The sequence below is a fragment of the Amycolatopsis sp. NPDC047767 genome (assembly GCF_040704195.1).
In the GTDB taxonomy this organism is placed as follows: Bacteria; Actinomycetota; Actinomycetes; order Mycobacteriales; family Pseudonocardiaceae; genus Amycolatopsis.
On the sequence record NZ_JBEYSJ010000005.1, the window covers coordinates 89,152 to 113,760 of the forward strand.

At 71.5% G+C, this 24,609-nt stretch carries 26 protein-coding genes; 12 read left to right on the forward strand and 14 right to left on the reverse strand.

All coding sequences use genetic code 11. The annotated features are described in order from the left end of the window. Window positions 1-9: 9 nt before the first annotated feature. From AB0878_RS11455 to AB0878_RS11470, 4 genes are all read right to left on the reverse strand, one after another. A complete protein-coding gene (locus tag AB0878_RS11455; RefSeq protein ID WP_366578886.1) occupies window positions 10-798 on the reverse strand; it encodes a MerR family transcriptional regulator in 789 nt (262 codons plus the stop codon). 14 nt (window positions 799-812) lie between these two features. Next, window positions 813-1,301, reverse strand: a complete 489-nt coding sequence (locus AB0878_RS11460; protein WP_366578888.1) for a VOC family protein — start codon at window positions 1,299-1,301, stop codon at window positions 813-815. Between the two features lie 34 nt (window positions 1,302-1,335). Continuing rightward, window positions 1,336-2,388, reverse strand: a complete 1,053-nt coding sequence (locus AB0878_RS11465; RefSeq protein WP_366578890.1) for a zinc-binding dehydrogenase — start codon at window positions 2,386-2,388, stop codon at window positions 1,336-1,338. Between the two features lie 114 nt (window positions 2,389-2,502). Beyond that, complete coding sequence (locus AB0878_RS11470; protein WP_366578892.1) at window positions 2,503-2,940, reverse strand: VOC family protein; 438 nt, start codon at window positions 2,938-2,940, stop codon at window positions 2,503-2,505. Window positions 2,941-3,518: 578 nt separating this feature from the next. Here AB0878_RS11470 and AB0878_RS11475 point away from each other — a divergent pair. Continuing rightward, entirely contained in the window at window positions 3,519-4,826 is a 1,308-nt protein-coding gene (locus tag AB0878_RS11475; protein WP_366578893.1) for a Bcr/CflA family multidrug efflux MFS transporter, read from the forward strand. A gap of 26 nt (window positions 4,827-4,852) precedes the next feature. Here AB0878_RS11475 and AB0878_RS11480 read toward each other — a convergent pair whose 3' ends face one another. Beyond that, window positions 4,853-5,710 (reverse strand): sigma-70 family RNA polymerase sigma factor, encoded by an 858-nt coding sequence (locus tag AB0878_RS11480; protein WP_366579350.1) that lies wholly within the window; start codon window positions 5,708-5,710, stop codon window positions 4,853-4,855. A 64-nt stretch (window positions 5,711-5,774) separates the two neighbouring features. Here AB0878_RS11480 and AB0878_RS11485 point away from each other — a divergent pair, with 64 nt between their 5' ends. Next, window positions 5,775-6,248, forward strand: a complete 474-nt coding sequence (locus tag AB0878_RS11485; RefSeq protein ID WP_366578895.1) for a nuclear transport factor 2 family protein — start codon at window positions 5,775-5,777, stop codon at window positions 6,246-6,248. Here AB0878_RS11485 and AB0878_RS11490 read toward each other — a convergent pair. Further along, on the reverse strand, window positions 6,240-6,695 hold the full coding sequence (locus tag AB0878_RS11490) for a hypothetical protein (protein WP_366578896.1): 456 nt from the start codon (window positions 6,693-6,695) through the stop codon (window positions 6,240-6,242). The two genes, AB0878_RS11485 and AB0878_RS11490, sit on opposite strands and share 9 nt — an antisense overlap. A gap of 173 nt (window positions 6,696-6,868) precedes the next feature. On the opposite strand from AB0878_RS11490, the gene wrbA reads away from it, so the two are divergent. Continuing rightward, window positions 6,869-7,519, forward strand: a complete 651-nt coding sequence (wrbA, locus tag AB0878_RS11495; protein WP_366578898.1) for an NAD(P)H:quinone oxidoreductase — start codon at window positions 6,869-6,871, stop codon at window positions 7,517-7,519. Between the two features lies 1 nt (window position 7,520). Here wrbA and AB0878_RS11500 read toward each other — a convergent pair whose 3' ends face one another. Together AB0878_RS11500 and AB0878_RS11505 are read right to left on the reverse strand one after the other, a co-directional pair. Further along, entirely contained in the window at window positions 7,521-8,744 is a 1,224-nt protein-coding gene (locus AB0878_RS11500) for an MFS transporter (protein WP_366578900.1), read from the reverse strand. Then, window positions 8,741-9,610, reverse strand: coding sequence for a MurR/RpiR family transcriptional regulator (locus tag AB0878_RS11505; protein WP_366578902.1), 870 nt, complete (start codon window positions 9,608-9,610; stop codon window positions 8,741-8,743). The genes AB0878_RS11500 and AB0878_RS11505 overlap by 4 nt, the downstream gene beginning before the upstream one ends. A 42-nt stretch (window positions 9,611-9,652) precedes the next feature. Here AB0878_RS11505 and AB0878_RS11510 point away from each other — a divergent pair, with 42 nt between their 5' ends. From AB0878_RS11510 to AB0878_RS11520, 3 genes are all read left to right on the forward strand, one after another. Then, entirely contained in the window at window positions 9,653-11,104 is a 1,452-nt protein-coding gene (locus AB0878_RS11510) for an aromatic amino acid ammonia-lyase (protein WP_366578903.1), read from the forward strand. Continuing rightward, entirely contained in the window at window positions 11,101-11,589 is a 489-nt protein-coding gene (locus tag AB0878_RS11515; protein ID WP_366578905.1) for a hypothetical protein, read from the forward strand. The genes AB0878_RS11510 and AB0878_RS11515 overlap by 4 nt, the downstream gene beginning before the upstream one ends. A 748-nt stretch (window positions 11,590-12,337) precedes the next feature. Further along, complete coding sequence (locus tag AB0878_RS11520; protein ID WP_366578907.1) at window positions 12,338-13,321, forward strand: hypothetical protein; 984 nt, start codon at window positions 12,338-12,340, stop codon at window positions 13,319-13,321. A gap of 11 nt (window positions 13,322-13,332) precedes the next feature. On the opposite strand, the gene AB0878_RS11525 is transcribed toward AB0878_RS11520, so the two are convergent. Beyond that, on the reverse strand, window positions 13,333-14,091 hold the full coding sequence (locus AB0878_RS11525) for an IclR family transcriptional regulator (protein ID WP_366578908.1): 759 nt from the start codon (window positions 14,089-14,091) through the stop codon (window positions 13,333-13,335). A gap of 142 nt (window positions 14,092-14,233) precedes the next feature. Between AB0878_RS11525 and AB0878_RS11530 the strand changes: the two genes are divergently transcribed. Both AB0878_RS11530 and AB0878_RS11535 read left to right on the forward strand, forming a co-directional pair. Beyond that, the gene (locus tag AB0878_RS11530; RefSeq protein ID WP_366579352.1) at window positions 14,234-14,944 is read left to right on the forward strand and encodes a CoA transferase subunit A; all 711 of its coding nucleotides are present in this window, start codon (window positions 14,234-14,236) and stop codon (window positions 14,942-14,944) included. Continuing rightward, window positions 14,941-15,567, forward strand: coding sequence for a 3-oxoacid CoA-transferase subunit B (locus tag AB0878_RS11535; protein ID WP_366578909.1), 627 nt, complete (start codon window positions 14,941-14,943; stop codon window positions 15,565-15,567). Before AB0878_RS11530 ends, AB0878_RS11535 begins: the two co-directional genes overlap by 4 nt. 17 nt (window positions 15,568-15,584) lie before the next feature. Here AB0878_RS11535 and AB0878_RS11540 read toward each other — a convergent pair whose 3' ends face one another. Continuing rightward, on the reverse strand, window positions 15,585-16,589 hold the full coding sequence (locus tag AB0878_RS11540) for a YdcF family protein (RefSeq protein WP_366578911.1): 1,005 nt from the start codon (window positions 16,587-16,589) through the stop codon (window positions 15,585-15,587). A gap of 106 nt (window positions 16,590-16,695) precedes the next feature. Here AB0878_RS11540 and AB0878_RS11545 point away from each other — a divergent pair, with 106 nt between their 5' ends. Together AB0878_RS11545 and AB0878_RS11550 are read left to right on the forward strand one after the other, a co-directional pair. Next, entirely contained in the window at window positions 16,696-17,061 is a 366-nt protein-coding gene (locus AB0878_RS11545; protein ID WP_366578913.1) for a glyoxalase, read from the forward strand. A gap of 4 nt (window positions 17,062-17,065) precedes the next feature. Then, window positions 17,066-17,644, forward strand: coding sequence for a DUF6518 family protein (locus AB0878_RS11550; RefSeq protein ID WP_366578915.1), 579 nt, complete (start codon window positions 17,066-17,068; stop codon window positions 17,642-17,644). Here AB0878_RS11550 and AB0878_RS11555 read toward each other — a convergent pair. Further along, entirely contained in the window at window positions 17,605-18,759 is a 1,155-nt protein-coding gene (locus AB0878_RS11555; protein WP_366578916.1) for a TetR/AcrR family transcriptional regulator, read from the reverse strand. The two genes, AB0878_RS11550 and AB0878_RS11555, sit on opposite strands and share 40 nt — an antisense overlap. Window positions 18,760-18,911: 152 nt before the next feature. Beyond that, window positions 18,912-19,853: a D-2-hydroxyacid dehydrogenase family protein gene (locus tag AB0878_RS11560; RefSeq protein WP_366578918.1), complete on the reverse strand. Its 942-nt coding sequence runs from the start codon at window positions 19,851-19,853 to the stop codon at window positions 18,912-18,914. 72 nt (window positions 19,854-19,925) lie between these two features. On the opposite strand from AB0878_RS11560, the gene AB0878_RS11565 reads away from it, so the two are divergent. Together AB0878_RS11565 and AB0878_RS11570 are read left to right on the forward strand one after the other, a co-directional pair. Further along, on the forward strand, window positions 19,926-21,329 hold the full coding sequence (locus tag AB0878_RS11565; RefSeq protein WP_366578920.1) for an amidase: 1,404 nt from the start codon (window positions 19,926-19,928) through the stop codon (window positions 21,327-21,329). Then, window positions 21,310-22,260, forward strand: coding sequence for a ring-cleaving dioxygenase (locus AB0878_RS11570; protein ID WP_366578922.1), 951 nt, complete (start codon window positions 21,310-21,312; stop codon window positions 22,258-22,260). Before AB0878_RS11565 ends, AB0878_RS11570 begins: the two co-directional genes overlap by 20 nt. 39 nt (window positions 22,261-22,299) lie before the next feature. On the opposite strand, the gene AB0878_RS11575 is transcribed toward AB0878_RS11570, so the two are convergent. Continuing rightward, entirely contained in the window at window positions 22,300-23,064 is a 765-nt protein-coding gene (locus tag AB0878_RS11575; RefSeq protein WP_366578924.1) for a citryl-CoA lyase, read from the reverse strand. 21 nt (window positions 23,065-23,085) lie between these two features. Continuing rightward, complete coding sequence (locus AB0878_RS11580; RefSeq protein WP_366578926.1) at window positions 23,086-24,606, reverse strand: AMP-binding protein; 1,521 nt, start codon at window positions 24,604-24,606, stop codon at window positions 23,086-23,088. Window positions 24,607-24,609 lie beyond the last annotated feature (3 nt).

Sequence of the window (24,609 nt, forward strand, 5' to 3'; positions counted from 1 at the left end):
GCGAGCGCGTCAGTCCCAGGTGGCGGTTTCCGGGTCGACGCCGTGGGCCGCGGCGTTCGCGTTGATCACCTCGCGCAGCCACGGCGCCAGGTTCGGCGAGAACCCGCTGTAGTAGCCCGCGAACCCCTCGTCCTCCGCCAGCAGCCGGCCGAGGCAGACGTGGCGGGCGTGGGGGCAGTCGAAGTACGTGGTCATGGCCGCGCGGTGGCGTTCGGCCAAGGCGTTGGCCTCGGCGGAGCCCGGGATGACGCCGGACCGGTGCGCGGTCGCCAGGTCGGCGTTCAGTTTTTCCACGCGAGCCGTGACTTCCCGCCAGTCGGCAGGGCTCAGCGCGGCGGCGCGTTCGGCGTACTGGGTCCATTGAGGACTGTCGCCCCAGCGGGTTTCGGCTTCGCCGACCCATTCCGGGCGCCAGTCGGAGCCGAAGATCTCCACCTGCTGTTCCGGGGTGAGCTGGATGCCGGTCTTCGCGGCGGCCAGCATGCGGTCGACGGCCGACACCATCGTCTCCAGGCGGGAAATCCGGTCGACGAGCTCGGTGCGCTGGCGCCGGAGGTGCTCGCGGGCGTCGACGGCCGGGTCGTCGAGGAGCCGGCCGATCTCGGCGAGCGGGAACCCCAGCTCGCGGTACACGAGGACCCGGTGCACCCGGGCGATGTCGTCGCCCGAGTACACCCGGTACCCCGCGTGAGTGCGCTCGCTCGGACGCACGAGACCGATGGCGTCCCAGTGGTGCAGCGTCTTCACGCTGACCCCCACGAGCGCCGCCGTCCGGCCGACGGTGAGGCCTTCGCTCATCAGGCCAGTGTGGCTCATCCCCGAGGAACGTCGATTCCGACGGCGCGCAGCTCGGCGGCCTGGACGCTGTCCGGGTCGATCGGCCGGGCGGCGGTCATCACGATCCGCACCCGTTCGGGTGTCTGCACCGTCAGCTCGACGGAGTTCCACGGCTTCTCCTCCGGACCGCTCGTGCAGCCCGGCCGCAGCTGTTCGCACCGCGTGGCGACCTCGTCGATCTGGGAGAGGACGCACGAGAAGCTGATGGCCAACGCGGAGGCGGGCCCGACTTCACCCGGCACGAGCAGCACGTCCTGGAACGCCCACCGCCGCAGGTGGGTGATCCGGCCGGGAATGGAGAACAGGTCGATGAACCCGAGGCCGCGCAACCAGAAGTCCTTCGACTCCTCGAGGTCGGCCGTCGGGATCATCGGGAACATGGGCATGCCGTAGATGCCGCGGTAGGGCTCCGGCGCGATCGCGTCGAGGGCCGGCATCGGGACGGGACTGGTGTATTCGGTCACGCCCTCGATGCTGGACCCTCCTGCGACGTCAGGGTCAAGGCCGAAGCAGGATCCGGATCGGGTCGCCTTCGTGCTCGCGCAGGCGCCGCACGCCCTCGGCGGCTTCCTCCAGCGGCAGGATCGCGCTCACGGAGCCCGACACGTCCAGCCGCCCGCGGGCGACCAGTTCCACGAGATCGGCCAGGTGCTTCATGCGGTAACCGAGGTGCCCGACGACGGTGTGGCGCCGCCGCACGAAGTTCAGCTCGGCGCCCAGGTCCAGCTGATCGGGGGACATGCCCACGAGCACCAGCCGGCCGCGGTGGCCGAGGGCGCGGTCGGCCTGCGTGAGGCTGGCGCCGCGGCCGACGCAGTCGAACGCGACGTCGAGGCCGTGGCCGGCGGTGATCTCCGCGAGCTTGTCCGGCGTGGCCTCGTCGAGCGGGTCGAGCGCGAAGTCGGCGCCGAGGCCGAGCGCGCGTTCGCGGGCCGCCGGCAGCGGGTCGAGCGCGACGATCGGCGACGCGCCGCAGATGCGCGCGAGCTGCACCAGGTGCGTGCCCAGTCCGCCGAGCCCCCAGATGCCCACGGCTTCCGCGGGGCGCAGCCCGGCCGTGTCGACGGCGCCGTACGGGGTCGACACCGCGTCGGCCAGCACCGCGGCCTGCTCCAGCGGCACGTGGTCCGGCACGCCGACCAGCGTCGTCGCGGGCGTGAGCAGGTACTCGGCCCAGGCGCCGTCGTAGTCGAAGGCCATGATCTGGAGCTTCTCGCACGAGTCGATCCCGCCGCCGTGGCGGCATTCGCGGCACGTGCCGCACGGCCGGCCCGCGGCCACGACCACGCGGTCACCCGGCGACCAGAAGCTCACCCCTTCGCCGACGGCCGCGACCGTGCCGGCCGTTTCGTGCCCGGGCGTGATCACCGGCTGCCGCGGGGTGAAGGCCCCGTCGAGCTGGGAGAGGTCCGAGTGGCAGATCCCGCACGCCGCGACCTTGACCACGACCTCACCGCGTCCCGGGGCCGGCACGGGCACCGTCTCCACGCTCAGCTTCTTCGACGCCGCGTCGAACCGCGCCGCTCGCATCGTGGCCGGCAGGCCGCTCATGGGGACTCCTCTTCGGGTCGGCTTATGCGCCGACCCTAATGATCAAGGGTCGCCGGGAGCAACGACTGCTGACCGTCCGTACCGGCATCCGTGCACCGGACCGTCCTGAGTGGACTATTCGAGCGCGGCGGTGAGCTCCAGGTGGATGCCGTCGGGGTCGTCGACCGACAGGATCGCGATGCCGAACGCCGGCAGGTCGCGGATCGTGCCGTGCACGACCTCCGTGGCGTCGAGGCGCTCCTGCGCTTCCCGCAGCCGGGCCATGGAGCCGAGCTGGAAGCTCAGGTGGTCGAGCCCGACGCGTTCGGACTCGAACCGGTCGGCCTTGTCGGCCACGGGACGCAGGCCGAGGACGAGGTTCTCGTTGGCGAGCACGACTCCGCCGTAGAGCGCCTCGCGGTCGGCCCGGATGGCCGGGTCGTCCGGGCTGCCCGGCGACTCGGCCGCCACGCCGAAGCCGAGCACCTCGGTGTAGAAGGCGCGCGAGCGGTCGAGGTCGGTCACGGTGAGCCGCAGGTGGTGGACGCCGCCCAGGGCGCTGAGGATCGGCATGGTGGCCGCCTTCCGGATCGGCCCGCCGCCCCCTCGGCGACGGTACCTGCTTCGCACGCTAGGTCCACCTCGGTCGTGCCGGAAGTGTCCGTTCCGACGCGTTCGGTACCGTTCCCGGCCTGGAGGCCGCGTCGTTCGTCGTCTGTTTCAGCCTCGCCGCCGGCCCTGGAAGTGCCGCGGACGCGCCGCTGACCTGCTGCATCCGCCGCGTTCGCTGCGTGTCCGCCGACGATGCGGTCCGCTCGGTCCTGGGCTGCCCGATCCCGGCGGAACCCGTGAAAACCGTCTGGGCCGCGTGGGCCAGGTCGCGCCCGAGCGCCCGGTTGAGCACGAGCTGCGCGGGGCGGCCGCAGCCGTACGCCACGACCATGACAGAGCCTCCCCTCGTGAGCGATCTGTCGTATACGAACTGTCTACTGTGGACGTTTCCGGCACGTGAATTCCGGATTGCCTTGTCGTAGCGGCACAACCACGAGGTGTCACGCGCAAAAAGGCGCGGTGTGATGTGGGCAGGATGTCGGAATAGGCGAGCCCCGTTCGTCGTAGGAGTGAGGTGGCTACCGACTGAGGGAGATGCTGTGACGAACAGGCTGGAAGCCGCACCCGGCGCGCGAGTGTCCGCTGGGGGCGGACAGCTCAAGCTGGTGCTGATCCTGGGTGTCCTCGTGGCACTCGGCCCGCTGTCCATCGACATGTACCTGCCTGCGCTGCCCACCATCGCGCAGGACCTGCTCACGTCCGAGTCCACCATCCAGCTGACGCTGACCGGCACCGTCCTCGGGCTGGCGCTCGGGCAGCTGCTGGTCGGGCCGCTGTCCGACGCGTTCGGCCGGCGGATCCCGCTCATCACCGGCAGTCTGATCCACGTCGCCGCCTCGCTGCTGTGCCTGGTGGCGCCGAACGTCGAGCTGCTGACCGGCGCGCGCATCCTGCAGGGCCTCGGCGCCTCCGCGGGCGCGGTGCTGGCGCTGGCCGTGGTGCGCGACCTCTACACCGACCGCAACGCCGCGAAGCTGCTGTCGCGCCTGATCCTCGTGATGGGCGTGTCCCCGGTGCTCGCCCCGACGCTCGGCAGCGCCCTGCTGAGCTGGACCGAGTGGCGCGGCGTGTTCGTGGTGCTCGCCGTGATCGGGCTCGCGAGCGCGATCGCCGCGGCGCTGGCCCTGCCGGAGACGCTGCCGAAGGCGCGCCGCCAGCCGTGGGAGTTCAAGGCGACGGTCCGCTCCTACCGCGGGCTGCTCACCGACCGCTCGTTCATCGGCCTGGTGATCGTGGCCGGCCTCGCGATGGCCGGGCTGTTCGCGTTCATCAGCGGCGGCTCGTTCGTGTTCCAGCAGGAGTTCGGTCTCAACCAGCAGCAGTTCGGCCTGCTCTTCGGCGCCAGCGCGATCTGGCTGATCGCGGCGACGCAGGTCAACGCGCGGCTGATGAACCGCTACGAGCCGGCCCAGGTGCTGCTCGTCGCGAGCGTGGCGGCCGTCGTGGCCGCGGCGGTCCTGCTGCTCACGGCGCTCACCGGCTTCGGCGGGATGTTCGGCGTCGCGGTGCCGGTGTGGGCGGTGCTGTTCTTCGCCGGCCTGATCCTGCCCAACGCGCCCGCGGTCGCCCTCAACTCCCACGGTGACAACGCCGGCACCGCGGCTTCGCTCCTGGGTGCCGTGCAGTTCGGCATCGGCGCGGCCGTGTCGCCGGTCGTGGGCCTGATCGGCAACAACGCGGCCGCCATGGCGATCGTGATGTTCAGCGGCATCCTGCTGGCGGGCGTGGTGCTGTGGGTTGTCGCCCGCCCGTGGCAGCTCGCGGTGCCGGGCGAGCCGGCCGGCGACGAGCCGGTGGCCGAGCCGGAGCCCGCGCCCAAGGCGGTGGCCTGCGCCGACGCGGTCTGACCGGCCGCCGCGGCACAGGTTCAGCGTCACAGGTTCAGCTGGGCGAGCCGTTCCGGGTCGGCGAGGATGTTGATCTCGACGATCCGGCCGGCGCGCACCGTCGGGCAGAACACCGACATCGGCTTGCCGTCCAGGAGGGCCACGATGCCGGCCGCGCCGTTGACGAGCACGGGCCGGCTTTCGGCGCCGAGCTGTTCGAACAGCACGGCCTGGCCGGCCACCGCGGCGGCGCCGCGAACGAGCCGCGAACCACCGGCCACGCCGGCGTCGGCGCGGAGCACGACGTCCGGGTCGAGCACCGCCAGCAGGGCGTCGAAGTCGCCTGAGCGCGAGGCGGCGAGGAATGCGTCGATCACCTCGCGCTGGGCGGCGACGTCGGCGTCCGGCAGTGCCGCACCGCGGACGCGGCGGCGCGCGCGGCTCGCCAGCTGGGCCGCGGTGGCGGGAGTGCGGCCGACGATCGGCGCGATCTCCGCGAAGGGCACGCCGAACAGGTCGTGCAGCACGAACGCCAGCCGCTCGGCCGGCGACAGTGTCTCCAGCACCACGAGCAGCGCGAGCCCGACGGAATCGGCGAGCACGGCCTGTTCCGCGGGATCCGGGTCCGCCGCCGCGACGATCGTGTCCGGCACGTGCGTCTCCAGCGGCTCCTCGCGGCGGGACTTGCGCGAGCGCAGCACGTCGAGGCACACGCGGCTGACGACCGTGGTCAGCCACCCGCCGAGGTTCACCACGCCGTCCGGGTCGGCGCGCGAAAGGCGCAGCCAGGCCTCCTGCACGGCGTCCTCGGCCTCGGTCACCGAGCCGAGCATCCGGTAGGCGACCCCGCGCAGGTGGTCGCGGTGCGCTTCGAACTGGTCCACCAGAATCGCGTCCACTGTCAGGTTCCTCCGTCGTGGTCCGTCAGAACGTTGACGGACCACGGACGAAGGATGTGACAGGAGAACCATGACCGACTTCCAGGCCATCGCCGACCGCGTCGAGCTCGGCGCGCTGTGCGCGGAGTTCACCGACGCCGGGATGACGCACGACTACGACCGCCTCGCCTCGCTGTTCACCGAAGACGGCGTGCTGCGCATCCCCGAAGGCGGCATCGAGCTGGCGAGCCGCGCCGAGATCCGCCGGGGCATCGAACGGGCCCGGGACCTGTGGGAGTACTTCCTGCAGACCGTGCACCCGGGCTCGATCCGCCTCGACGGCGACACCGCCACCGGACGCGCCTACATCGTGGAGTTCGGGCGGCTGCGCGACGGCAGCTCGCACCTCAACCAGTCCGTGTACCACGACCGCTACCGGCGCACGGCCGACGGCTGGAAGTTCACCGAGCGCGTGTACGAGATGCACTACGTCGACAGCACCCCGCTCACGGGCAAGGCCTCACCCGCGCTGGGTGAGGTCTTGTCCGTCAAGCTCTCAGAGTGAACTTTCGGTCTGCACGGAGTGGGCGATCACGGCCCAGATCACCAGCACGTCGAGCGTGATCACGATCAGCCCCCACGCCGGGGCGGCCGAGATGAACGCGAGCATCGCCAGCGCGTTGAACCCGGCCAGGATCACCACGACGACCTTGGCCCAGCCGGCGCCGCTGAACAGCGCGGCGCCGGCGGCGGCCGCGAGCACGCCGACGATGAGGTGCAGCCAGCCCCAGCCGGTGAGGTTCAGCACGAGGTAGCCACCGGGCGCGGTGACGTAGTAGTTGTTCTTGAACAGCGCCACGAGCCCGATGATGATGTTGAAGAAACCGGCGAGCATCGCGATCGTCGCCGCGAACACGGTCCAGCCGTTCGCCGCAGTCGGTTCGGCGAAGCCCGGCCTCGTCGAGTCCATCGCCCGCGGGTCCGCTCCCTGCATCCGGATGTAGTCAGACATAGCCGTGCCTCTCGTCGGTTTCCCGTCGCCCCACGGTGGACCGGGCGCGTGCGGGAGTCCTCGCCCGTGCGGGATGAGGTGGGCGTCACGTTGGTGAGTTTCGATCAATGTTTCAAGTGAAACCGTATTGAATGATACGGTCTTGTGAGCCGGAAGAGCGAGGGGAGCGGGTCATGTCCGAAGGGTGCTGCCGGATCGCCGTCGTCTACTACTCCGCGACCGGAACCGTGTTCACACTGGCCGAGGCCGTGCGCGAAGGCGCGGTGGCGGCCGGGGCCCAGGTGCGGCTGCGGCGCGTCGCGGAGATCGCGCCGGCGAGCGCGATCGCCCGCAACCGGGGCTGGCGCGAGCACCTGGCCGCGACCGGCCACGTTCCCGTTGCCACGCACGAAGATCTACTCTGGGCCGACGGGATCGTGTTCGGCACGCCCGCGCGGTTCGGCAACATCGCGAGCCAGCTCAAGCAGTTCTTCGACACGCTGACCGGGCTGTGGGCGCGCGACCTGCTCGTGGACAAGGTCTACAGCGGGTTCACCTCGAGCGCCTCCGCGCACGGCGGGCAGGAGACGACGCTGCTTGCGCTGTACAACTCCGTTTACCACTTCGGCGGCGTGCTGGTGCCGCCCGGCTTCAAGGGCCACGTCGACGACTCGGGTGGAAACCCTTACGGCGCAAGCCACATCACGGGTGAGGACGGCTCGATCACCGTCGACGAGCCGGCGCTGGCCGCGGCCCGCGCGCAGGGCCACCGCGTGGCGACCATGGCCGCGGCCCTGAAAACCGGTCTCGCGCAGCCCCGGCTCGCGGCCGGGGCTGCGCGATGAATCAGTCCATCGTCGAGTTCTTCGTCTCCGGTGCCCACAGCAGGGAGACGACCAGGCCACCGACCAGCACCAGCGTGAGGATCAGCATGGTGGGGGAGAAGCCGATGCCGTCGAGGGCCAGGGGCAGCAGGAAGGTGCCGATGGCCGAGCCCACACGGCTGAGGCCGTTGAGCAGGCCGACGCCGGAGCTGCGCAGGTCGGTGGGGAACAGCTCCGGCGGGTAGACCTGGTCGAGGTTCACGGCGGCCGACATGGTGAACGTGAACACCAGGAACAGCGGGAAGAGCAACGCGGTCGGCGCGTCGGGCCAGATCGCCATCGGTGCCATGGTGGCGATGAGGACCACGAACGACCAGATCGTGAGACCGCGCCGCGACATCTTCGCCACCAGCCAGAGGCCACCGAGGCTGCCGGCGAGCAGGAATAGGTTCAGCAGGCCGTCGCTGGTCGTGTCCTCCTCGCCGACGCCCATCTTCAGCAGCACCAGCGGCAGGAACGTGTAGATGGCGAAGTACGGCACCACCTGGGCGTTGTAGAAGATCGTGCCGAACGCCGTGTTGCGCCAGTACTTCTTGCCGAACAGCTCGCGGTAGCGCACGCGCCGCGCCGAGACGTGGTTGCGCACGAGGTCCTCGAACGCCTCGACGTCGCCGCGCAGCCGCCGCACGACCGCCCGGGCCTGGTCGACGCGGCCCTGCGACAGCAGCCACCGCGGCGACTCCGGAACGCCGATGCGCAGCAGCACCACGGCGATCGCGGGGATGGAGCTCGACGCGAGCAGCCAGCGCCACGACTCGCCGCCGAGGCTCACGACGTAGTTGCCGAGGAAGAACGCGGCGACGTAACCGACGGTCCACAACACGGTGAGCGACGCCAGCAGCCCACCGCGGTACTTGCGGGGCACGAACTCCGCCACGAGGGTCGACCCGAGCGCGTAGTCGGCGCCGATCCCGATGCCGATCAGCAGTCTCAGGACGAACAGCTGCGTCGGGCTGGTCACGAAGAACTCGGCGGCCGACGCGACGGCGATCAGCAGGAAGTCCACTGTGTACAGACGCTGGCGGCCGATCTTGTCCGCCGCCCAGCCGACGACGATGCTGCCGAGGAAGATCCCGATCAGCGCCGACGCGCCGAGCAGCCCCTCCCACACCGTGCCGAACCCGAGCTGCGACGCGATCAACGGCAGGGCGATGGACGTCGTCGAACGCCGTTGCCCCTGCCTCACTCGGGGAGGAAGAGGTCTTGCTCTGCGGCATAGTCTTCGAAACCTTCCAGTCGTTGCCGGGCCAGGGCGCCGGCCGCGTCGGCCATCGCCTCGACCAGCGCCACGGTCAGGGAGGCGACCGCGGCGTGGGAGTCGAACACGAACTCGGAGGCGACGCCCGCGTGCAGCACGTCGTCGGCGAGCGGGGTGAGCGCCGAGACGGGCCGGTCCGTGATCAGGAGGGTGCGCAGGCCGAGTGCACGAGCCTGATCGAGGGCCGCGGCGCTCTCCCGGGGGTAGCGGGGGAGCGCGACGAGGACGAGCGTCCGGGCGCCGGACCGGTGGGCGTGGCGCAGGGCGTCGCCGAAGACGCTGCCGGGGTCCGTGAGCAGGCGGACGTCCGGGTGGATCTTGGTGGCGAGGTAGGCGAACGACGCGGCTTGCGCGGCCGAGACGCGGTAGCCGGCGACGACGAGCGGGACGGAGTCCATGAGCTCCGCGGCGATCGTTCTGAGGCGGGTGTCGTCGGCCAGCTGCGCGCGCAGGGCGGTGAGGTTGCGCAGGTCGGCGTCGATGGCGGCCTGGAACTTGTTGCCACCGCACTCCGGCTCGGGTTCGGCCGCCGCTTCACGCAGGTAGCGGCGGAACCCGGCGTAGCCGTCGAACCCGAGCAGCGCGACGAACCGCGTGACCGACGGCTGGCTGACCTGCGCGTACTCGGCGAGCTCGCCGCTGGTCAGCGCCGCCGCCTCGGCCGCGTGGTCGGTGAGGTAGCTGGCGATGCGCCGCTGCGCCGGGGTCAGCCGGTGGGCGGTGAGCAGCTCGTGCAGCGACCGGGACAACCCGGGCCTCCCGTCCTTGCGTTGTTCGAGAATGAATAGTTTCATGTCACTCTAGGAATGAATGAAAACTTGTCAAGAGGGGTGGCGATGACCGACTCCAGCCGCATCGAGATCAGCGGATCCGGCCTCCGCTGTGCCGACGTGGTCCGTGTGGCTCGTCGCAGCGCGTGGACGGAGCTGGCACCCGACGCCGTGACCGGCGCCGCGGCGAGCTACGAGCTGGCGGTGGAGCTGGGGGCCAAACGCGCGGTGTACGGCCGCACGACCGGCGTCGGCGCGAACCGGCACACGGTCGTCGACCCGGAGTCCGCCGACCACCACGGATTGCGCCTGCTGCGCAGCCACGCCGGCGGCACCGGCGAGCCGCTGGCGGACGAGGTCGTGCGCGCCGTGATGGCGATCCGGCTCAACCAGCTGGCGGCCGGCGGCAGCGGCGTGCACCCGCGGCTGCTGCGGGCGCTGGAGACCGCGCTACGGGTCGGGGCGCTGCCGTTGGTGCACTCGCGCGGCGCCATCGGCACCGGCGACCTGACCGCGTTGGCCGAGGTCGCGTTGACACTGGCCGGCGAACTGCCCTGGGCCGCCGGCGACCTCGACCCGCTGCCGATCAGCCCCGGCGACGCGCTCGCGTTCATCTCCAGCAACGCCGCCACCCTCGCCGAAGCCGTCCTGGCCTGGCACGACCTGCGCCGGCTGCTGTCCGCGTCCCACGTGGTGACGGCGTTGACCTTCTGCGCGCTCGGCGGTTCCGCCGAGGCCTACTCGGCGCGCGTCCACGCCGCCCGCCCCCACCCCGGCGCCGTGTTCTGCGCCGCCGAACTCCGCCGGCTGCTCCTCGAAGGCGACGAGGTCGTGGAGGGCCGCCGCCTGCAGGACCCGTTCGGCCTGCGCGCCTTCCCCCAGGTCCAGGGCCCCGCCCTCGACGCGGCGGCCTCGGTGGAACGGGTCCTGGACATCGACATCAACGCCGCGGCCGAGAACCCGCTGATCGACGTGGAGACCCAGCAGGCCTACCACCACGGCCAGTTCTCGACGGCCCACGTCGCCCTGGCCTTCGACCACCTGCGCGCCGCGCTGCACCACGTCGCCGAACTCTCCACGGCCCGCCTCGGCGACCTGGTGGAGCCGGATCTGAGCGGCCTGCCCCCTTTTCTCGCCCAGGGCCCCGCCGGCAGCTCCGGAATCATGATCCTGGAATACGTCGCCCACGACGCCCTGGGCACCCTGCGCCACGCCTCGTCCCCCGTGACGCTCGGCACCGCGGTCATCTCCCGCGGCCTGGAGGACCACGCGAGCTTCTCCACGCACGCCGTCCGCAGCACGGTCGCCGCGACCGCCGCCTACCGCACCGTGCTGGCCTGCGAACTCCTCGCCGCCGTGCGCGCCCTGCGCCTCTCCGGGGTCGCCCTGCCGGACACCCCGCTGCGCGAAGCCTTCCGCCTCGCGGAGGGCACCCTGCCGTACCTCGCGGAGGACCACCCGCTGAGCGCGGAGATCAGCTTGGCGGAACGGTTGCTGGATCGGCTCGCAGTGCTGTGACGACTTTCGACGTACGGCTGGCGGCGCTCGCGGGGAGGCTCGGCGCCGACCCCCGTGACCTCGACGACGGGCACGCCCGGTGGGCCGTGTACGCCGAGGCGATCGGGCGGGCCGAGGAGTGGCCGGCGGTCCTGGACCTGATCGCAGACGAGCCGGACCTGCCGATCGCCGCCGCAGTGGTCGTGCGGGCGCTGGAGGTTCTGCCGGACGCTCGACGTGCGGATTTCGTGGCGGCTCTCCCCGAGGGGCGCAGCCGCGAGTACGCGGCCACTCGGGCGCGCGAGCTCGTTGTCCTTGAGACGATGGCCGCGGGCGACGGCCCGGAGTTCGACGTACGACGCTGGACGAATTGGCTGCAACTGCGGGCGGCCACCACGATCAACGCCGAGCAGACCCTCGAAGCCCTGAGTACGAGCGGCGCCACCCGGCGCATCCGGAGTGCGGCGGCGAGGCGACTGCGCGTTGTCCGCCGAGCCGGTTCCTGAGTCCGCGGCCGGCCCGGCCAAGCGTGATGTGAAAAACCTGATCGTTCCCGGGGATCCGGCGCGGCCAGTGTCCGAAAAGGATTTTCCGACCGTCGGGTGGGGATGGTGGGGTGCCCGAACGTCATCGCCGGTGGTGGCGTTCTTGAGATGACCTCGGGCGCTGATTAGCCTGGCCGCACCCGAGTCACGTGGACGGCCTCGTCGGGGTGCGCGGTGCGGTGTTCCGGGGGACCGGAACGTCGGCGACAAGAGCGGTACGGCGGAGGACGAGCATGGGACTGCGGCGCAGGCGTCAGGCGGACGGGCTCGTGACCGGCGGAGAGTGCGGCTCGCGGTGAGTGGCAGAGCGGAAGGCGCCGCCCAAGGCCAATCCGGTCAACCCGGTCAGCCCGCCCAAGGGCAACCCGGCCAACCGGGCCAAGTCCAACCGGGCCAACCTGGCCGATCCGGTCAGCCCGGTCAGCCCGGTCAGCCCGGTCAGCCCGGTCAGCCCGGTCAGCCCGACCAAGGGCAACCCGGCCAACCGGGCCAAGTCCAACCCGGCCAACCCGGCCGATCCGGTCGAGCCGACAGCACCGACAGCACCGACAGCACCCGTCGGACAGAGCAAGCCGAGCAGACCACGGGCACCGCAGCACCCACACCTCACCCCGCGATCAGCCGGCGCGAACGTCACCGCCGGGACGACCCGACCGGGCCCGGCACGTCGCGCTGGGCGCGGCAGCCCGGGCTCGGCCTGGCGGGCCTCGTGCCGGTGGTCGTGGTGGCGGTGCTGATCGCCGTGGGGGCCGGGGGTGCGGAGTCGTCGTTGCTGGTGCTGGCGCCGATCGTGACGTTCGCGTTGCCGGTGGTGTCGATGATCGCGTTCTGGTGGGAGGACTGGCCGGGCACGCGGCTCGGGCCGGACTGGGCGGGCTGGGCGGACCTGGCGCTCATCGCGGTGGGCGGGATCGTGCTCACGTTCTTCGGTGAGGCCGTGGTGGGGCACCTGTCGTTCGCGGCGATCTTCGATCCGACGCCCGAAAGGCTCGAGCTGAGCACGTTCCCCGTGACGTTGCCGCTCGCGGGCGCGGCGTTCGTGGTGATGCTGGAGCTGACACTGGTGAGCGAGCACTGGCCGCTGCGGCTGTGGCTCAAGCCGATCCCCGGCGGGATCTGCGCGGTGGTGCTGTCGTGGGCGGTCGCGATCCTGCTGTACGTGCTGCTGCTCGGCGGAACCCCGTTCCGCGGCGGTGGCCCCGGACTGATCGATCCCGGTGTGTTCGGCGCGGTGCTCACGTTCATCGGCGTGTGGCAGGTGCTGCTGTTCGTGATGTGGCGCGGCTGGCCGTTCCACTACCTGCGCAAGCAGTGGGTGCGGTTCGTCTGCGCGAACGTCGCGACGATCGGCGCCGGCATCCTCACCTACGTGGTGCTGCGGGAGCTGCCCGTTCCGACGCTGTCCGCGCTCGCCGGCGACTTCGTGGCCGCGGGGCTCGTGGTCGGCATGCTCTTCGAAGACGCCCTGCCCGCGCGCTGGCCCGCGTGGCTCGAACGAACCGTGTCACTCCTGCTGACGCTGGCCCTCGCCGCGGTGCTGCACGTGGCCCTGCTGGCGCTGGCCGAAGGACTGCACTGGAACCGCGGCACGCCGATCGGCTGGGTCGGCCACGTCACCCTCAACGCCCTCGGCGTGTCCGTGATCCTGCACGTCGCGATCGGCCGCCGCTGGCCCCTCGCGCGCAAGAACTGAGTGCCGTCCGCCTACGCCGACGCGAGTTTCCGCGTCAGCGCATGGGCTTCGCGCAGCAGCAGCGCGCCCAGCTCGGTGAGCCGGTCCGGCGGGAAGCGGAACTCGACACCCGTCAGCGAAAGCGCCCACGCCGGGGCGCCCGAGCGGCCGAACACCGCGGCCGCCAGGCCCCAGCTGCCTTCGACGACCAGGCCCGGGTTGAGCGAGTAGCCCGTCTCACGGGTGCGCGCGATGCGGGCGCGGAGCTCGCCGGCACTGTGCGCCGCGCCCCACATCTGCGTCAGGTCGACGCGGCCGAGGTACTCGTCGATGTCACGGTCGGGCAGGAAGGACAGCACGACGAGCCCCGCCGAGACCACGCCGAGCGGGAAGCGCGCGCCCTCGTAAAGGACGAAGGAGCGGATCGGGAAGCTGCCGTCCTCGCGCAGCAGGCACACGGTTTCGTCGCCGCGGCGAGCGGAGAAGAACGCGCTCTCGCCGGTGGCCTCGGCCAGCCGGTGGACGCTCGCGCGGGCGTGCTCGGTCACGTCGTAGCGCTGGGCGGCGACCTCACCGAGCAGGTACAGCTCCGGGCCCAGGTGCCACTGGCCGGTGCGCTGGTCACGGTCCACGAACCCTTCGTCGCCCAACGCAGTGAGCAGGCGGTGCGCGGTCGGGCGAGCCAGTCCGGCGGCGCGGGCGACCTCGGTGGTCGTGGCGCCCTGGCCGTGGGACAGCGCACGCAGCACGGCGGCCGCGCGGCCGACGAGGTGGTCCGGGGCGCTGGTCATGCCCGCAGCTTACGTTCATTGAGTGAACGCCGCCATCGACCAGTGACCGCCGACCGAGCGACCGCAGCGACACCGTTGACCAGGCCCGTTGGCGTGCCCTTGAGTGACTCCGTCCGATCATTCAGTGGACGGGAGGAACACCTTGCCGACGATCCACCCCAGTGCCGCCGAAGCACTCGCGGACCTGCTCACCGACGGCGCCACCCTCGCCGTGGGCGGGTTCGGCCTGAGCGGCAACCCCACGGACCTCATCGAGGCCGTGCGCGACTCCGGCGTGCGCGACCTGACCGTGGTGTCCAACAACATGGGCGTCGACGGCCAGGGCCTCGGGCTCCTGCTCGAGAACCACCAGGTGTCCAAAGTGGTCGCTTCCTACGTCGGCGAGAACAAGCTCTTCGCCCGCCAGTTCCTCGACGGAGAGCTCGACGTGGAGCTCGTCCCGCAGGGCACTCTCGCCGAACGCCTGCGTGCCGGCGGTTCGGGCATCCCCGCGTTCTACACGCCGACCGGCGTCGGCACCCCGGTGGCCGAAGGCAAGCCCCACGCCGAGTTCGACGGCCGCACCTACGTGCTCGAACGCGGCATCGTCGCCGACGTGTCGCTGGTCCACGCCCACACGGCCGATCGCGCCGGCAACCTCACCTACCGCCTGGCCGCGCGCAACTTCAACCCGCTCGTCGCGGCCTGCGGACGCGTCTGCCTCACCGAAGCCGAGATCCTGCTGGACGGCTTCGTCGAGCCGGAACACGTGATGACGCCGGGTGTGTTCGTCCAACGGCTCGTCCTCGCAAGGAAACGGGAAAAAGCCATCGAGAAACGCACCGTCCGCCCCAAGGAGGTGGCGCACGCATGAGCTGGACCCGCGACGAAATGGCCGCCATCGCCGCCCGCGAACTGCGCGACGGCGACTACGTGAACCTCGGCATCGGCATTCCGACACTGGTCGCCAACCACGTGCCCGACGGCGTCCACGTCACGCTGCAGAGCGAAAACGGCATCCTCGGCCTGGGCCCGTTCCCCGTCGAGGGCGAGGAGGACGCCGACCTCATCAACGCCGGCAAACAGACCGTCACCGTCGCCCGGGGCGCGAGCTTCTTCGACTCGGCCACCTCGTTCGCCATGATCCGCGGCGGCCACATCGACCTGGCGCTGCTGGGCGCGTTGCAGGTCGCCGCCAACGGGGACCTCGCCAACTGGAGCGTGCCCGGCACGCTGGTGAAGGGCATGGGCGGCGCGATGGACCTGGTCGCCGGCACGAAACGCGTGGTGGTGCTGACCGACCACGTCACGAAGGACGGCGAGCCGAAGCTGGTGTCGCGCTGCACCCTCCCGCTGACCGGTGCCGGCGTGGTCGACCGCATCATCACCGACCTCGCCGTCCTCGACGTCACCCCGGACGGCCTGCGCCTGGTGGAAGTGGCGCCGGGGGAGGACGCGGCCGGTGTCCGGGCCCGGACCGGTGCCCCGGTGGTGTGAAGGTGCAGGGCGGCGGCTCAGAAGGCCAGTGACACCGGGTACGCCGCCGCGAGGAGCACGATCGCCACGCCGTTGAGGATCCGGTAGTCGCGCAGGATGCCGATGAACTCGCGGATGGTCGCGCTGGGCACGTAGTACCAAGCGGTGCGGGAGCCGACGACCTGGCCGTTGACGTCGAGGCGGCGCGCCAGCATCGCGGTGCGGAAGGCGTGGAAGTTGTTGGTGATGAGCAGGCAGCGGTAGCCGGGGTTGCGCTCGGTCATCAGCTCGCGGCTGTAGAGCAGGTTCTCGCGCGTGGTCGTGGAGCGGTCCTCCAACACGATCTCCTCGCGCGGAATGCCTTGGGCCACCAGGTAATCGGCCATCGCCTCGGCTTCCGGCCGCGGCTCGTCGGGACCCTGACCGCCGGACGTGACGAGCGTGGGCGTCGCCCCTTGCGCGACACCCGCGTCGTACAACGCCCGCCCGCGGTCGAGCCGGCTGGCCAGCAGCGGCGGCACCTTGCCCCGGATCAGCCGCGACCCGTGCACCACGATGAAGTCCGCGCCCTTCGGCGGCCGCAGCAGGCCGTAGCCCACGGAACACACCACGAACGCGGCGAACGCCAGGCTGAGGTAACCGAGCACAATGGACACACTGATGATCACCACCTCCACCGCGCGCGGCACCGCGTTCTTCCCCAGCACCAGCAACGCCGGCGCGAAGGCGAACATCGCCAGCCCCGCGAGCAGCGACAGCAGGTTCCCCAGCCGCCGCCCCTCGCGGCGCACCATCTGCAAGCCGTTGAGCACCAGGAACGCGGGCAGCAGCACCGCGATCACGAGGAAGAACGCGATCGCCAGCACGTCACCGTCGACCACGTCGTGCACCGCGGGGATGTCCAGCAACGCGAAGACCACGCCGACCGCGACGAACAGCAGTCCCGCCAGCAACAGCACGCCGTTCAGCAACCGCCGCCGCTCGAAGCGGAAGCTGATGGCGAAGCCGGCGAAGAACGGGATCGACGTGAGCAGGTAGGCCACGCTCAGAAGATAAGGCGATCATGGCCGGGTGGGCGGGCTGTGCGGGTTCCCGTTCGAGTGAACCGCGCCGGCCCTGGCTCACCTCCGGCGAGGGTAGCCTCAAATCGTGATCCACCATGTCCAAGTGGCCTGCCCGGCCGGAGCGGAGGACGCGCAGCGCGCCTTCTACACCGGGGTGCTCGGCTGGCCCGAGCTGCCGAAACCCCCGCTGCTCGCCCAGCGCGGCGGGTGCTGGTTCCGCGTGCCCGGCGTGGGCGGCCCGGCCGGCGAGCTCCACGTCGGCGTCGAGCGGGACTTCCGCCCCGCGGTCAAGGCCCACCCGGCCTTCGTGACCGACGTGGACGCCACCGCGCGGGCACTGACCGCCGCCGGCCACCGAGTGGCCTGGGCGGACCCGACGGAGATCCCCGGGCAGCGCCGCTTCTACACGTTCGACGCGGTGGGCAACCGCCTGGAGTTCCTGGAAGGCTGACGCGGTGCAGAAAACCGTTGCCGTGGGCGGCGGCGTGGTGCTGGGCGCCGGCACGTACTTGACGCAGCTGACGCCGTTCGGCTGGACGACCAACTCGATCGCCACCTGGTCCGCGCTCGCGTTTCTCGTCGGGTGCGCCGGCGGGCGGCCGTCGTGGCGTGTCGTCGCGGCGGCGGTCGGCTCGCTGCTGCTGGCGCTGGTGGTCTGGTACGGCGTGGCCCAAGCCGTGAACGGCCTCTACTCCGCCGGCGCGCTGGTCACCGCCGGTGTGTGGGCCGTCGGCGCGGTGCTCGCGGGGATCGTGTTCGGCCTCGGCGCGGCGTGGTGGCGGCACCGGCCGGACAGCGTGCCCGGCGCCGTCGGCCTCGCGCTGCTGGTCGCGCTCTTCTCGGTCGACGGGCTTTACCGGCTTGTGGTTCTCGGCTCGCCCGGCGCCGGCGTGACGATGCTGGTCGTGGCGGCGGTCCTGCTTGCCCTCCTGAGCCGCCGGTCCTGGCGGCCCGCGGCGGCGACCCTGTCGCTCGTGGCAATCGGCGCCGGTGGTTATGCCTTGCTGGGTGCGGCGCTCGGTGGCGTTTCGTAGAACTTCAGGAACATCGCCACCCCCGACTCGATCACGTCCGGCGAGCCGGGCTGGACGCACAGCGCGTACAGCTGGCTCACCGCTGCGGCCGGATCGGGGATGTGGATCCCCGGCAGCGCGCGCACCGCGGTGTCGAGGACGCGGCGCAGCTCGGCGGGCACGCGGCCGAGCCAGGCGGCGGTGTCGTCGGGGAAGCGCTTGGCCTCGGCTTCCAGCACGGAGTGCAGGTTGGCCATCGCGGGAGAGGTGAGCACATCGACGCACGCTTCGCACAGCTCGCGCAGGTCGAAGTCGCCCGATGAGAGCTTGCGGGCCGCCGCGACGGCCTCGTCGAGCTGCTCGGTGATGACCGTGCGGAAGAGGGCTTCCTTGCTCGTGAAATGGCTGTAGATGGTCACTTTCGACACGCCGGCGCGCTCGGCGATCTCGTCGAGGCTCACGCGGAAGCCGTGCTCGGCGAAGGCGGCGAAGGCCGCGCGCACCACGGCGTCGCGCTTGCCCTGCTGCGGCGCCGGTTCGACCACGGTGACGGGGCGCCCGGCGGTGCCGAACGCGAGGGCGGACATCAGCTCCACCGCGACGTCGTCACTCAGCCCGCCGCGTTCCACGAGCGAGCGCCAGGTGCCGAACTCCAGAGCGTGCCGCGCCGTCGCGCGGGCCGGCTGATCTTCGCCCGCGATGTGCGCGATGCTCTCGAGCAGCGCCCGGTACTCCTCCAGCGAACGCTCGACGACCGGCATGAACTCGGCGTCGCGGGTCAGGTTCGCGAGGAGGTCGGAGCTCTCGCCGTAGTACGCGTACACGGCGCTGAGGGCTTCTTCGAACCGGCACTGCGGTTCTTCGACCTGCCGCCACCGCGCGGGGTCGGGCAGCGGGTGCAGCGACCAGAAGTGCTCCGAGAACGCGGCGAAGAGCTCGTCTTCGGTGGGGAAGTGGCGGTACAGCGTGTTGCGCCGGACGCCGGCGAGCTCGGCCACGGCGGAGATCGTGGTGCGGGCCGGGCCCACGGTGCCGTGCAGCTGCATCGCGGCCTCGATGATGCGCGTGCGGGTCGCCAGCACGTCGTCGGCGCGCTTGCCGAGGTCGTAGTTGCGCGACCGCACTACCTGAGACATCGCTGTTAGTCCAAATCGTTGACTATACCCGCCGGTCCTGGCTGGGTTCCGCATTCACTATACGCAGGTGATCCGCGAAATCCGGCACGAGGAGCAGGCCGTCCGACCGGAACCCGCGATGCTCGACGAGCCGGGCCCGGACGGCCGTCGGATCAGTCCATCACGCGGATCGGCGAACCCGCCTGGAACGCGGCGATGTCCTCCACGGCGTCGCGGTAGAACGTCGTGTACAGCTCCTTCGCGACGTACCCGATGTGTGGCGTGAGGATCGCGTTGTCGAGGCCCCGCAGCGCGTGGTCGGCAGGCAGCGGCTCGAGGTCGAACACGTCGAGCGCGGCGGCCGCGATCACCTTGCGGCGCAGCGCGTCGAGCAGTGCCGCCTCGTCGACGATCGGGCCGCGCGAGGTGTTCACCAGCAGCGCGGACGGCTTCATCCGGGCCAGTTCTCCGGCGCCGATCAGGCCGCGCGTCTGCTTCGAGAGCACCACGTGGATCGACAGCACGTCGGCCTGTTCGAGCAGCTCTTCCCTGCTCACGGCGGTGGCGCCGTGGGCCGTGGCGCGCTCCGGCGTGAGGCTGCGGCTCCACGCGAGGATCTTCATGCCGAACGCCTGGCCGATGCGCGCCACGGCCGACCCGACGTCGCCGAGCCCGAGCACGCCGAGCGTCTTTCCCTGCAACGTGGTGCCGACGCCGACCTGCCAGCCGCCCTCGCGCGCCGAGCGGAACTCGGCGGGGAGGTTGCGTGCGGCTGCGAGGATCAACGCCCAGGTCAGCTCCACCGTCGAGCGCCCGTCGTAGCCGGTGCCGGACACGACCACGCCGCTCCGCCGGGCTGCCGCGAGGTCGATGGCGGCGTTGCGCTGACCGGTGCTGACCAGCAGTTTCAGGTCCGGCAGGCCGTCCAGTACCTCGGCGGGGAACCGCGTCCGCTCGCGCATCGCGACCACGACATCGAAGCTGGCCAGGCTCCGCACCACGTCCTCCGGTCCGGTGAACGGCCGGGTGAAGACCCGCACCTCGGCGCCGAGGGAGTCCCAGTCCGCGAAGGTCAACGCGACCTGCTGGTAGTCGTCGAGGATCGCGATCTTCATCGGGCTCTCCTTCATCGAGTTCGGTGCACCGGGGCGTAGCGCTGAGCCTAGATCGACTGTACGGTGCAGTACATGCCCGACGGGATGAGTCCCCTCACACCGGGTGGAGCGCCTCCTCCGCCCTCGTCCGCGACCGCTCTGCTGGCCGCCTTCCGCGCCGGCCACCTGTCGCCGGTCGAGGTGGTCGAAACCCTCGCCCGCCGCGCGGCCGAGCAGGATCCGACCCTGAACGCCCTGACCACGGCGAACTTCGATGCCGCGGCACACCAAGCCGGGGAAGCGCAGCGGCGGTGGTCGAGGGGCACCGCGCGGCCGCTCGAAGGCGTCCCCGTGCTCGTCAAGGACCTGATCGACACCGAAGGCCTGCGCACCACGTACGGATCAGCGATGTTCGCCGACCACGTGCCGGCGGCCGACGCCGAGGCGGTGGCCGTCCTTCGCCGCGCCGGTGCCATCGTGCTCGGCAAGACCGCCACGCACGAGTTCGCGTGGGGCGTCACCACCGACAACCCGCACTTCGGCCCGACCCGGAACCCGTGGGACCCCTCGCGCACGCCGGGTGGTTCGAGCGGCGGTTCGGCGGCGGCGCTCGCGGCCGGGTACGCGCCGCTCGCCCTCGGCACCGACACCGCGGGGTCCGTCCGGCTGCCCTCGGCGTTCTGCGGGCTGACGGGTCTGCGGCCGACGTTCGGCGCGGTTCCCGTCACCGGCGTCCGGCCGCTCGCGCCCTCGGCCGACGTGGTGGGCCCGATGGCGCGGACGGTCGAGGACCTCCGTCTGTTGTGGACGGTCGTGGGCCCGGCGTCGCCGCCGAACACCACGACGGTGCGCGTCGGACTGCTGCTGGACGACCCCACTACCCAAGCCGCGCGCGTCTGCACGACCATCGCGGATCTGCTGGCGAACGCCGGCTTGCCCGTCGTCGAGCTCGACGCCGGTGCGCTCCCCGCCGCGAACCCGTTGCTGGGCACGACGATCCTCGCCGAAGGCCGCCGCGGCCACCGGCGTGACGGCCTCTGGCCGGACCGGGCCAGTGAGTACGGCGCCGACGTCCGCGAGAGGCTCGAACTGGCCGACGCCGCCGACCCCGCCGACTACCTCGATGCGCAGGAAGGCCGCGCGTACGTCCGCTCGACGTGGGCCGAGGTGCTCTCCCGCGTCGACGTCGTCCTCTCACCCGCCGTCCCGATCGCGCCGCCGCCGATCGACGCCATTCCGGCCGGCCTCCGCGCGATCATCCTCCCGGGCATCGCCGCGCAGAGCCTCGCCGGACTGCCCGCCCTCGTCGTCCGCGGCGGTTTCGACCCCGCCGGACTGCCCGTCGGCGTCCAGCTCACCGCCGCGCCGTGGCGGGAAGAACTGCTGCTGGACACGGGCGAACTCGTGCAACGGCTGACCGGGCCCGTGCAGGACCGGTGGCCGGAACTCGTGAACACCACAGAAAAGGAGAGCCCGAATGTCGTACCTCAACGGTAGCCACCACATCACGATGTCGGTGGCCGGAGCGCAGGAGGACGTCGATTTCCACGTGAACGTCCTCGGCCTCCGCCTGATCAAGCGGACCGTGCTGTTCGACGGCAAGATCCCGATCTACCACCTCTACTACAGCAACGCCGACGGCGACCCGAGCGCCGTGCTCACCACGTTCCCGTTCGGCCAGGCCGGGATCAACGGCCGCCGCGGCACGAACCAGGCGCGTGAGGTGCTGCTCGCCGTCCCGTCGGGCTCGCTGAACTACTGGGCCGACCGGCTCAAGGACCGCGCGGCCGACGTGCACGACGCCACCGTGTTCGACCGTCGACGCGTGTTGTTCCGCCACCCGTGCGGCATCGAGTACCAGCTCGTGGAGGTCGAAAACGACCCACGGCGCGGCTTCACCGGCGGCGGGGTGCCGCAGGAGTACGCGATCCACGGCATTTACGGCGTCGGCGTGCACGTGACCGGGCCGGACACCGCCGTCGAGTTCGCCGCCAACCACCTCGGCGCGCGCGAAGGCCTCAGCGAAGGCGACCGGTTCGCGCTGGAGGCGGGCCGATCCGGCCTCGGCGGCGCGGTCGAGCTCGTGGTCAACCGCACCGACGGCCCGGGCACGTGGATCTACGGCGCCGGCACCATCCACCACTTCGCGTGGAACGCCGACAACCTCAAGAACCAGGACGAGCTGAAGTTCGAGATCGAGGGCGCCGGCTACACCGACCTGTCGGAGCTGCGGGACCGCAAGTACTTCAAGTCCATCTACGTCCGGTCCCCGGGCGGCGCGCTGTTCGAGCTCGCCGTGACGCACAACGAGGGCGGCTGGGACTGCGACGAGTCACCGCAGGAGCTGGGTAAGCGCTTCCAGCTGCCCGAGCAGTTCGAGTCCCGCCGCGACGAGATCCTCGGCCGGCTCGAACCGATCGACATCTGACGGACGCCGGGGCCGGGCCCGCGCCCGGCCCCGGGCCGCTCACTCGTGGTGGCGGGTCGCGGCCTCGTCGACCTCACGCCAGATGGCCGGTGCCGTCGGCCTGCGGATCTCCTCCAGCACGTGGCCGACGAGGCCGACGGCCCGCGCCATCACGCCGATGCCCCGCGCGGCGCGCCAGTCGATGCCCAGCCGCGATGCGATGGCGCCGATCGCGCCGGTGACGTTGACCGGGAGCTCCTTGCCCAGCGCGATTCCCGCCTGGCGCGCGACTTCCCGGATCAACGCGACCTCCGGCCCGGTGAGGCCGGCCTCGTCGAGCAGCGTGAACAGGCGTTCCGCCCGCGGGTCGAGCGGCTTGTGGATCGGGTGGCCGATGCCGGGGATGAGCGTCTTCGCGGCGACGAACCGGTCGACGATCGCGCCCGCCTCCGCCGCGAGATCGCCGTCGAGGTCGGCCTCCTGCACGTACCGCGCGGCCCCTTCGATGGAGCCCACGAACGTCGTCCCGAGCCCCAGCAGGCCGGCCGCGACCGCGCTCTGCAGGGAATCCGGTGCGCCGTAGTGCGTCAGCCGCGAGGCGATGGCGCTCGGGGTCATGCCGTGTTCGACCAGGCTGACGGTGAGTGCGTTGAACACAGTGGACTCACCCGGGGTCGGCAGACGGCCCGTGAGCTCCAGGAAGCCCATGTCGCCCAGGTTGACCTTGCCGACGAGGTCGTCGACCAGGTCGTGGCCGAACACCGTGATGCTCTTCGCCGTGCTCCAGCTGATGTCGGAGCGGAACTCCGGTGAATCACCCAACATGCGTGTTCCTTCCTTCGACGCTCAGGCTCGCTTCTCGAGCTCGCCGCGGACGACCTTCCCGGACGCGTTGCGCGGCAACGTCTCCGGCGCCACGAACCGGATCTCACGCGGCCGCTTGTACTTCGCCAGCCGTTCGCCGCAGAGCTCGATCAGCTCTTCCGCCGACACGGCCGTGTCGCCGGACCGGGCCACGAACGCGACCGGCACCTCACCCCACGTCGGGTCGGCGCGGCGGACGACCACGGCTTCGAGCACCTCGGGGTGGCGCAGCAGGGCGCGCTCGATCTCGGCGGGGTAGATGTTCTCGCCACCGCTCTTGATCAGGTACTTCGCGCGGTCGACGAAGTCCAGCGTGCCGTCGGGGTTGCGCACGAACACGTCGCCGAGGTGGAACCAGCCGCCGCGGAAGTCGTGCGCGGTGGTGGCCGGGTCGTTCCAGTAGCCGCTGAACACGGTGGGCCCGCGCATGCAGATCTCGCCCGGTTCGCCGTCGGCGACGTCGTGGTCGTCGGGGCCGACCAGCCGGATTTCGCAGTAGCCACTCTGCACTTTGGACAGTGACGCCGGTTCCACGCCGACGGCGAGCGCGTCGCCCGAAGCCGGCGGGCACCCGGTTTCGGTGGTGCCGAAGGTGTTCGCGAACGGCGCGTCGAGCAGCGCGGTGATCTCGGCGATCTCGTCCGGCCCGATGAGGTCCGGCATCACCCCGCACAGGCGCACCCCGGCCGGCGTGATCTGCTTGTCCCGCAGGACGTCCGCGAAGCGCCGGACCGTGCCGGGCATGAGCAGCAGCCAGCCGAGCCGTTCGGTGGCCACGACGTGGGCGAGCTCGGCCGCGTCGAACCCGTCGACGACCACGACCTTGCCGCCGCTGATGAGCGTGCTCACCGAGTTGTCGAACGCGCCCATGTGGCTCAGTGGCGACCAGGCGACGAACGCGTCGTCACCCGCCAGGCCGTACTCCGCGCGCGTGGCGGAGCTACGTGCGATCTCCGCGCGGTGGCTGATGGCCGCGCCTTTCGGCACGCCTGTGGTGCCGCTGGTGTAGATGATGATCAGGACGTCTTCCGGCTGCGCCGCCGACGGCTCGGCCCACGGGGTTGTCGCCGCGACTTCCGCTTCGAAAGCCTCGCCCAGCAGCAGCCGCGGGCGGGAACCCAGTGGCGCGGCGAACTTCTCGTCGGCTCGCGGTGAGGTCACCAGCACCGTGGGTTCGACGAGGTCGAGGCAGGCCACGAGCTCGTCGGCGCCCGCCCGCAGGCCGGGGCACGCGACGATCGCGCCCAGCAGCGCCACGGCGAGCGTGATCTCCAGGTACTCGGTGCGGTTCTCCGAAACCAGCGCCACCCGGTCGCCGCGCCGCACCCCCCGGCTCGCCAGCAGCGCGGCGATCCGGCGGCTGCGCTCGGCCAGCTCTCCGTAGGTCACCTGCCGCTCGCCGGATTGCAGCGCGACGCGGCCGGGGTGCGTCCGGGCGCGGTCTTCGAAGAGCGTGCCCACCGTGCTGGCTGCGGCGTCGAGCACGAGGTTTCCCGTTGTCATGCG